This window comes from Streptomyces sp. AA4 (assembly GCF_000158875.1).
Classification (GTDB): domain Bacteria; phylum Actinomycetota; class Actinomycetes; order Mycobacteriales; family Pseudonocardiaceae; genus Amycolatopsis.
The window spans coordinates 902583-910574 of record NZ_GG657746.1 but is presented as its reverse complement, the minus strand read 5'-3'; the positions used below and the strand labels follow the sequence as shown (position 1 = coordinate 910574).

Annotated in this window: 5 protein-coding genes and 1 other annotated feature (1 of these 6 cut by a window edge); of the genes, 1 reads left to right on the top strand and 4 read right to left on the bottom strand. The window is 68.1% G+C overall.

Annotation, left to right across the window (positions count from 1 at the left end):
• Nucleotides 1-344: a sequence feature (mutual gap in cmsearch alignment for this rRNA model is longer than 100), on the bottom strand; it reaches 1137 nt to the left of the window's first position.
• 675 nt (nucleotides 345-1019) lie between these two features.
• From SSMG_RS04380 to SSMG_RS04370, 3 genes are all read right to left on the bottom strand, one after another.
• A complete protein-coding gene (locus tag SSMG_RS04380; RefSeq protein WP_009073160.1) occupies nucleotides 1020-2606 on the bottom strand; it encodes an amidase in 1587 nt (528 codons plus the stop codon).
• A gap of 44 nt (nucleotides 2607-2650) precedes the next feature.
• Complete coding sequence (glnA, locus tag SSMG_RS04375; protein WP_009073159.1) at nucleotides 2651-3994, bottom strand: type I glutamate--ammonia ligase; 1344 nt, start codon at nucleotides 3992-3994, stop codon at nucleotides 2651-2653.
• Nucleotides 3995-4058: 64 nt separating this feature from the next.
• Nucleotides 4059-5348 (bottom strand): MFS transporter, encoded by a 1290-nt coding sequence (locus SSMG_RS04370; protein WP_037712530.1) that lies wholly within the window; start codon nucleotides 5346-5348, stop codon nucleotides 4059-4061.
• 92 nt (nucleotides 5349-5440) lie between these two features.
• On the opposite strand from SSMG_RS04370, the gene SSMG_RS04365 reads away from it, so the two are divergent.
• Complete coding sequence (locus SSMG_RS04365) at nucleotides 5441-6076, top strand: LppX_LprAFG lipoprotein (RefSeq protein ID WP_009073156.1); 636 nt, start codon at nucleotides 5441-5443, stop codon at nucleotides 6074-6076.
• Between the two features lie 276 nt (nucleotides 6077-6352).
• On the opposite strand, the gene SSMG_RS04360 is transcribed toward SSMG_RS04365, so the two are convergent.
• The gene (locus tag SSMG_RS04360) at nucleotides 6353-7975 is read right to left on the bottom strand and encodes an alpha/beta hydrolase (protein WP_078560691.1); all 1623 of its coding nucleotides are present in this window, start codon (nucleotides 7973-7975) and stop codon (nucleotides 6353-6355) included.
• Nucleotides 7976-7992 lie beyond the last annotated feature (17 nt).

The following is a 7992-nucleotide window of genomic DNA, read 5'->3' as shown; positions in this document are numbered from 1 at the left end:
CTCCCGTAGGAGTCTGGGCCGTGTCTCAGTCCCAGTGTGGCCGGTCACCCTCTCAGGCCGGCTACCCGTCGTCGCCTTGGTAGGCCATTACCCCACCAACAAGCTGATAGGCCGCGGGTTCATCCCATACCGCCGGAACTTTCCACACCCCAAGATGCCTTGAAGTGTCATATCCGGTATTAGACCCAGTTTCCCAGGCTTATCCCAGAGTACAGGGCAGATTACCCACGTGTTACTCACCCGTTCGCCACTCATCCCCGGCCGAAACCGGTTCAGCGTTCGACTTGCATGTGTTAAGCACGCCGCCAGCGTTCGTCCTGAGCCAGGATCAAACTCTCCAACAATGTCTTCAAGTTCGATCGAGACTACTCTCAATCAATCATTCTCAAAGGAAACCCCGACGAGGGGGTTTCATATAAGCTCTACTGGCTTAGTTCACTAGCACACTGTTGAGTTCTCAAGCAACACACCCCGAACCAGCCCCGGAATCAACCAGGCCAAGCTCGATGCGTTATTTCAAGCTTTTGGTCGAGCATGCCGGTACCTACAAGGCTAGTCGTAGGGAGTCGGCGGCCGCTCGTGGGCCGACGCTGAACATTACCTGGTCCGTTTCGCGGTGTCAACCCGCTCGACCCTGGCTCCTGGTCGGTGAGGCTTTCGGCCCCGCCGGCCCGGTGTTCCTGGCGACGAAGAGAAGATTACATGCCTTCCAACCACCCGAAAACAGGGGGGTCACTTAACGGCATCGACCCTGGTCAGAGGGTTGCCAGCGCGCTGATTCCACCACTCCGCCAGCACCGGACCCCGCCCGGAAGGCCCTCGGAGAGGCCTCACGTGACCCAGGTCTCCCCTATCGAGCGACTCTCCCCGGCCACAGACCCCAGCATCTGACCCAATTCAGCAGGTCAGCCCGCACGGCGCAACCCCGAACCCGCCCAAAACGAAGGCCGTCGGTCAGCACGAGGCACTGACCGGCGGCCGCCACAAACCTTCACCCGCTCTGGGCAACCCCGAACGGCTTACCCGGGCAGCTTCGGCAGATACCGGGGCGGAATCCGCACCGGCGCGACCCGCATGTAGTCCGCGGCCAGCGCGAGCATCTTCCCGTCCGTCCACTGCCCGCCCATGAACGAAATCCCCACCGGCAGCGGTCCGACCGAACCGGCCGGGACGGTGACGTCCGGGTAGCCCGCGACCGCGGCCGGCGTCGACGACGGGATCACGTCGTTGTCCCCGACCTTGCAGTCCGTCTTCCAAGCCGGCGGGTTCGTCGGCGACGCGATGGCGTCCAGGTCGTACTTCGCGAGGGTCTCGTCCAGCGACCGGCGCGCGAGGTCGGTCAGTTCCGCCCGGTTCTTCAGGTAGGTCGGGTCCTGCGGTCCGGGGGCGGCAAGTGCCTGCTCGAACAGCTCCTGACCAGCGAAGCAAGTGCGCTCCAGCGGGTCGGCGCGGTTGTACGCGATGAGGTCCGCCAGGTTCCGCGGCCCGGTCGGGCGCGTGGCGAGGTAGGCGTCGATGTCGCGGTGGAACTCGGTCAGCAGCGCCGGGAACTCCAGCTCCGACAGCCGATCCTGATACGGCAGGTTCACCTCGACGACCGTCGCGCCGGCGCGTTCCAGCGAAGCCTTCGTCTTGCTGACCACGGCATCCGTGTCCGGGCCGAGCACTGGCAGCCGCCACAGTCCGATCCGGGCGCCGCGCAGGACGCCGGGCCGAAGGAGCTTCGCGTAGTCCGTCGGCTGGGTGGACGGATAACGCAGGGTGGCCGGGTCGGACGGGTCGCGGCCCTGCAGCACCGAGAGCGTGATCGCGGTATCGACGACATTGCGCGCGATGGGTCCCGCCGTGTCCTGTTCCGCGGAGATCGGGACGACGCCGGTCCGGCTGACCAGCCCGAGGCTCGGCTTGTGGCCGACGGTCGCGGTCATCCCGGCCGGGCACACGATCGACCCGTCGGTCTCGCTGCCGATCGCGACCTGCGCGAGCGACGCGGCGACGCCGGCCGCGGATCCGGCGGACGAACCGCACGGGTTGTGGTCCAGCACGTACGGGTTGTTGGTCTGCCCGCCGACGCCGGACCAGCCGGAAGTCGGCTTCGCGGCGCGGAAGTTGGCCCATTCCGACAGGTTCGCCTTGCCGAGGAGCACCGCGCCGGCGTCGCGCAGCCGGGTGATCAGCGTGGCGTCCTTGGCCGGACGGCTCCGCAGCGCGCGCGAACCGGCGGTGGTCTGCTGGTCGTGGGTGTCGACGTTGTCCTTGACCAGCACCGGGATCCCGTCGAGCGGACCGCGGGTGCGGCCGGTCCGGTGCCGGACGTCGCTGGCCGCGGCCTGTGCGAGCGCGGCCGGGTTGAGCGCGAGGACGGCGTTGACCTTCGGGTCCAGCACCCGGATCCGCGCGAGGTACGCGCTGGTCAGGCGGGTCGCGGTGAGCTGCCCGGTCGCCATCCGGTGCTGCAGCGACGGGATGTCGGCGCGGTCGAGGTCGAAGTGCAGCCCGGCCGCGTCGATCTGGGGGTCAGCCGCCATCGCGACCGCCGGCGGCGCGGTGGCCAAGCCCGCCGCCGCGACCAGTGCGGCGAGTACGGCGGGCAGTCTTTTTCCCATGTTCCGATGCCTCCCCAACGTCGGAGCACGGCCCGGGGCCCGGTTCAGAGCATCGGCAACAGAGTCCGGAGCTCGTACGGGGTGACCGCGCTCCGGTAGTTGTCCCACTCGACCCGCTTGTTGCGCAAGAAGAAGTCGTAAACGTGCTCGCCGAGCGCTTCCGGCAGCAGCTCCGACTTCTCCATCTCGGCGAGCGCCTCGCCGAGGTTCTGCGGCAACTGCGAGTAGCCGGCGGCGCGGCGTTCGGAGTCCGACAGCTGCCAGATGTTGTCCTCGGCAGGCGGCGGCAGCTCGTAGCCCTTTTCGATGCCCTTCAGCCCCGCGGCCAGTATCACCGAGTAGGCCAGATACGGGTTGCACGCCGAATCGAGCGTCCGGATCTCGACGCGCCGCGACGACGCCTTGCCCGGCGAGTACATCGGCACGCGCACGAGCGCCGAGCGGTTCGCCCTCCCCCACGACACCGTGGTGGGCGCCTCGCTGCCGCTGATCAGCCGTTTGTAGGAGTTGACCCACTGATTGGTGACGGCGGAGATTTCCTTCGCGTGGTGCAGGACGCCGGCGACGAACGCCTTGCCGGTCTCGGAAAGCTCGTGCGGATCCTCGGCGTCGTAGAACGCGTTGCGGTCGCCTTCGAACAGGCTGACGTGGGTGTGCATGCCGGAGCCGGGCTGGTCGGTGAACGGCTTCGGCATGAAGGTCGCGCGCACGCCCTGGGTCAGCGCGACCTCCTTGACGACGTAACGGAACGTCATCACGTTGTCGGCCATGGTGAGGGCGTCGGCGTAGCGAAGGTCGATTTCCTGCTGCCCCGGCGCGCCCTCGTGGTGGCTGAACTCGACCGAGATGCCCATCGCCTCGAGCGTCTCGATCGCGTGCCGGCGGAAGTGCGTCGCGGTGGCGTGGCTGGCCTGGTCGAAGTAGCCGCCGTTGTCGGCGGGCTCGGGCTCGCTGCCGTCGTCGGGGAGATTGGCGAGCAGGAAGAACTCGATCTCCGGGTGCACGTAGCAGGTGAACCCGGCTTCGCTGGCCTTCGACAGCTGGCGGCGCAGCACGTGCCGCGGGTCGGCCCACGACGGCGACCCGTCGGGCATCGCGATGTCGCAGAACATCCGCGCGGAGTACGGCCCGCCCTCCGGGGTCTCCCACGGCAGCACCTGGAACGTGGACGGGTCGGGCTTGGCGACCATGTCCGATTCGTAGACGCGCGCGAAGCCCTCGATGGCCGAGCCGTCGAACCCGATGCCCTCGCTGAACGCGCCCTCCAGTTCGGCGGGCGCGACCGCGACGGATTTCAGGAATCCCAGCACGTCGGTGAACCACAGGCGAACGAAACGGATGTCGCGCTCTTCCAAAGTGCGGAGCACGAATTCCTGCTGGCGATCCATGGCCGAACCCTAACCAGCACGTGTTAACGCCATGTTTCACGGGTCACCCACAACGGAGGCGGGTTCACGCCACCTGCGCGACCTGCGATTCCTGGATTTTCCTTGATCGGGTGATCGACAGCGACGCGACCGAGGCGATCACCGCGAGCCCGGCGGCGACGTACCAGGCGACCGCGTAGTCGCCGAGCTGGTCGCGCACCGCGCCGGCGGCGGAGGCGGCGAACGCCGCGCCCAGCTGGTGGCAGGCGAAGACCCAGCCGAACACGATCGGACCGGCTTCGCCGAAGGAGCGGATGCAGAGCGCGACGGTCGGCGGCACGGTCGCCACCCAGTCGAGACCGTAGAAGAGGATGAACGCCCACATGCTCGGCTGGACCGAATCCGTGAACAGCTGCGGCAACAGGGCGAGCGAAACTCCCCGCAAGGCGTAGTAGATGCCGAGCAGGATCCGCGGGTCGACGCGGTCGGTGAGCCATCCCGACGCGATCGTTCCCACCACGTCGAAGATGCCGACCAGCGCGAGCAGGCTCGCCGCGGTCGTCTGCGGCATGCCGTGGTCGTGCGCGGCCGGGACGAAGTGCGTGCTGACCAACCCGTTCGTGGTGGCCCCGCAGATGGCGAAGCCGACCGCGAGCAACCAGAACGTCCGGGTGCGCGCGGCCTGGAACAGCACGGACAGTCCTCGGCGGACAGTGCCGACCTTCGGCGCGGGGCGCTCGACTTCGGTGCCTTCGGGCGCTCCGAACGCGACAGTGCCGACATCGGCGGGGTGGTCGCGTACGGCCAGCAGCACGACCGGGACCACCGCGAGAGCCGCGATGGCGATGACCATCGACGCGGTCCGCCAGCCGTCGTCCACCGCGAGCGACGCGATCAACGGCAGGAAGATCAGCTGTCCGGTCGCTCCAGCAGCGGTCAACACGCCGGTCACGACGCCGCGATGGCGGACGAACCAGCGCGTCGCGACCATCGCCGCGAAGCTCATCGCCATCGAGCCGGTGCCGAGGCCGACGAGGACGCCCCAGCAAAGGATCAGCTGCCAGCTGGCGCTCATGAAGACGGTGCCGCCCGCGCCGAGCGCGACGACGCACAGCGCGGTCGCCGCGACCCGGCGGATGCCGAACCGCTCCATCAGCGCGGCGGCGAAGGGTGCGAAGAGGCCGTACAGCACGAGGTTCACCGAGACGGCGGACCCGATCGTGGCGCGGGACCACCCGAATTCTTCGTGCAACGGATCGATCAGAACGCCCGGCGCGGCGCGGAAGCCGGCGGCGGCGAGGAGGGCGACGAACGCGGCCGCCGCGACGAACCAGGCGCGGTGCAGGCGGCGGGCAGGACGAGTCTCAACGGTCACGAGCAGTCAGTCTGGTGGGCCGGAGGCGTCGTCGACAGTGGCCGGAAGGACACTATCCGAAAGAATCGGGCCAGCCGAGTAGGCTCTCGGCCATGCTCAGCCGACGTGTCCTGCCGGCCCTGCTGCTCCTCGGGCTGGTCGGCGGTTGCACCGCGGCCCCCTCCTTGCCCGCGGCGGACGGGTTGCTCGCCGCCGCCAGGACGAACTTCGCCAAGGTCACCAGCCTGCACTTCTCGGTCGGCGTCAACGGCGTGCTGCCCGGTCTCCCGATGACCAAGCTCGTCGGCAACGCGAACCTCAAGAGCGGCGGACAGGCGAGCGGCAGCGCGGAATTCACCGATCGGTCGTTCTCGTTCACCGTTTCCGGGCATACCGCGACCACAAAGGACACGAAGGGTCGCGAAACGGACGGCCCCACGTCCTTCCCGGTCGACCGGTTCCTCGGCCCGCACGGCGGTCTGGTCCGTCTTCTCGACTCGCTTCAGCAGCCGAAAACCGAAATCCGCGAGACGATCCAGCACATCGACGGCTACCGCGTCGGCGGAACGGTGCCCCAGGCGGTCGCGGCGAAGCTGGTGCCGCAGATCCACGCGGACGTCAACGTGAAGATCTGGGTGACGGTCGCGGAACCGCGCCGCTTCGCGCGGATGTGGCTGCAGGTCCCGCCAGCGACGGAGCGGGACAGCCCGGTGATGTACGAGGTGCTGCTGACGGATCAGCAGCCTTAGCAGTTGCCGCTTCGCGCACCACTGCGCGAAGCGGGTGAAGGCGTCCTGAAACCCGGCAGTCTGGGCGATCAGCGTCTGCGGCAAGTCCTGCGCGGGTTCGCGTAGTCGAGCGGCACCGTCAGCCAGGCACAGTCGACCGACTCATCCGCGTACAGACCCTTCTCGAAAGCGGTCTGCGCTTACGGCACACACGGTCCCCCTCGAGCGCTGCCCGCTGGCTCGCTCAGGCCGTGGCAGCGAGCATCGTCGCCACAACCTTCGCGAGCCAGCGCAACCTCAGTTGGCCTTGCAGCGAGCGCCGTCCGGAGGCGTCGTCCCGTCGATCAGGTAGGCGGTCCCCACCTTGTCGACGCACGCGTTGCCCTGCAGGAACACAGTGTGCTGCGTCCCCTCAAAGGTGAGCAGCGAGCCCTTCAGCGCCTTCGCGAGGTTCACGCCCGCCTGATACGGCGTCGCGGGGTCGTTCGTTGTCGAAATCGTCAACGTCTTCGGCAGGCCTTCGACGTTCGGCTCGTGCGGCTTCGACGTGTTCGGCACCGGCCAGAACGCGCAGGCGTCGCGGGCGGAGCTGGCTTGGCGGCCGTCGTCGAGGAAGGGCGCGGCCTTTACGTATTTCTCCTGGCCTTCGAGGATCTGCTTCGGATCGGTGATGCGCGGATCGTCAACGCAGCGAATCGCGGTGAAGGCGTCCTGCGTCGTGCCGTAGCTGCCGTCCGGATTGCGCTCGTTGTAGATGTCGGCCAGCTTCTCCAGCGTGCTGCCGCGCTGCAGCTTCAGCTCGTTCAGCCCGGTGTTCAGGTACTCCCAGAGACTCTGCTGGTAGAGAGCCTGGATGGCCCCCGTGGTGGCGTCTTCGTAGGACAGCTTGCGGCCGTCGCCGACCGGCACCGGGAAGTCGATCAGCCGGCGCGTGAGGTCTTGGAACTGCTTCGTCGCGTCAGCCGGGTTCTTGCCGAGCGCGCAGTCCTGACGCGCCGCGCACCACTTCGCGAACTCGTTGAACGCGACGCCGAAGCCCTGGCCCTGCGCGACGAGCGAGTCTTCCGGGCTCTGCGTCGGGTCGACAGCGCCGTCGAGGACGAGCGCGCGCACGTTCTTCGGGAAGGTCTCCGCGTACGTGGACCCGATGCGCGTGCCGTACGAGTAACCGAGGTACGTCAGCTTCTCGTCGCCGAGGACGCTTCGCAACACGTCCATGTCCTTCACGACGTCGCGCGTACCGATGTGCGCGAGCATGTCGTCGCCGTACTTCGTCCGCTGTGTGCACTTCGCGGCGAAGTCCTTCTGTTCGGCTTCCTGCTTCGCGACGCCCGCGGGCGAACCGTCGGTCTCGCTGTCGTCGGCGCGGTCAGCGTCGCGCTCGGCTCCGGTCAGGCATTTGATCTGCGGTTCGCTGGCCCCGATGCCCCGCGGGTCGAAGCCGACGAGGTCGAACCGGTCGCCGAGATCCGATTTCGACACCTGGTCGAGCAGGCCCGCCGCGGCGACCATGCCCGAAGCGCCCGGTCCGCCCGGGTTCACCACGAGCGAACCGATTTTCTTGCCCTGGTCGCTGGCGCGGTGCCGCAGCACGCCGATGGTGATCGTCTGCCCGTCCGGTTTGTCGTAGTTCAACGGCACCGTCAGGCGCCCGCACTCGATTCCCTGCGCCTTGAAGGCCGACTGCGCGTCGGCCGAGGTCGCGTAGGGTGCACACGCGGACCAGCTCATGCTCTGCCCGTAGAACCGGGCCAGTCCGGCGGGCACCGGGCCCACCGGGGCGTGCGATTCGACCGTCGGAGCGGGCGCGGCCTGACCGGACTTTGACGTGCAGGCCGCGAGCGTGGTCGCGAGCAGGCCGGCAGCCGCGAACACGACTAACGGATGGACTTTCGGGCTGGCGCTGGGATGACGGGACACGGTTTGATCGTGCCATC